Source organism: Psychroflexus gondwanensis ACAM 44 (genome assembly GCF_000355905.1).
In the GTDB taxonomy this organism is placed as follows: Bacteria; Bacteroidota; Bacteroidia; order Flavobacteriales; family Flavobacteriaceae; genus Psychroflexus; species Psychroflexus gondwanensis.
This window is the reverse complement of record NZ_APLF01000050.1, coordinates 1-986: the sequence shown is the minus strand read 5'-3', so window position 1 is coordinate 986 and position 986 is coordinate 1. Positions and strand designations below refer to the sequence as shown.

Here is a 986-nt window from a genome sequence, read left to right as displayed (position 1 = left end):
TAAACAAGGTATCCAGGGGACTGAATTTCACTGAACTTCCAGAATTGGACACTTGCAAATACACAATGGTGGTTTCTATATGAGCGTGTCCTAAAAGTTCTTTTAAACACATAATATTGAGCCCATCTTCTAGCAAATGGGTGGCGTAGGAATGTCTAAGTGTGTGGGCTGTGAACTTCTTTTGTGTGTTTACCTTAGGACGACATTCTTTAATAACCCATTGGAGCGCTCTTGTGGTGAGCGGTCCTGGCAGACCGTCTGTGGTCTTCTGACTATTAAAAACATGTTTTACAGGATTTTCTGTTTTAAAATATTTTTGTAAGCCTCTAATTAAATGAGCACTCAATGGAACGTAGCGGTCTATTTTTCCTTTCTGTTTTCTAACAAATACCATTTTACGCTCGAAGTCAATATCAGCCTGCAACAAATTACAGAGCTCATAACTGCGCAATCCGCAACCATAAAGCATAGCTAACATCAATTGATGTTTTAGGTATTTAGGAGCCTTTAATAACTCGCGAACTTCCTTTTTGTTGAGCACAATGGGAAGATCATTCTGCCTTTTTATTTGTGGAAGCTGGATGCGCTTTTTATCCATTCCCATCACCTTGTAAGCAGATCGAAGACCATAGATGGTGTGTTTAAAAAAGCTTTCGGAAGGCGTGTTGTGTAGGTTCTGGCAGTGGAATAAGTAGTCGTTGATCTCTTCTTCACTAAGGTGGACTGGGCTGGATTTATAGTAAATAGCCAAGTGAGCAAGGCAGCGCAACACGTAATTGTTTAAGGTGCTTTTTGTTTTACCATTGATGGCAAAGCTTTTTTCTAAAGTAAGGGCAAGTTCTTTAAAGTCGGGAACTTGGTCTAAGGCCGTTTCTAAAATCGTTTTGACTTTTTTTTAAATACATCTTCTACTAGTTTTTGTGAACTAAGTAAGTTAATGTATTTTTATAACTAACTAAAAAGCTTCCGAGGTACGAGGATTAGTT

1 protein-coding gene is annotated in these 986 nt (G+C 38.4%); it reads right to left on the bottom strand.

The features are described 5' to 3' along the window. Positions 1 to 772 (bottom strand): tyrosine-type recombinase/integrase (locus PGOND44_RS14860; protein ID WP_236612014.1); only part of this gene is annotated, 772 nt, incomplete at its 3' end. Positions 773 to 986: the final 214 nt, after the last annotated feature.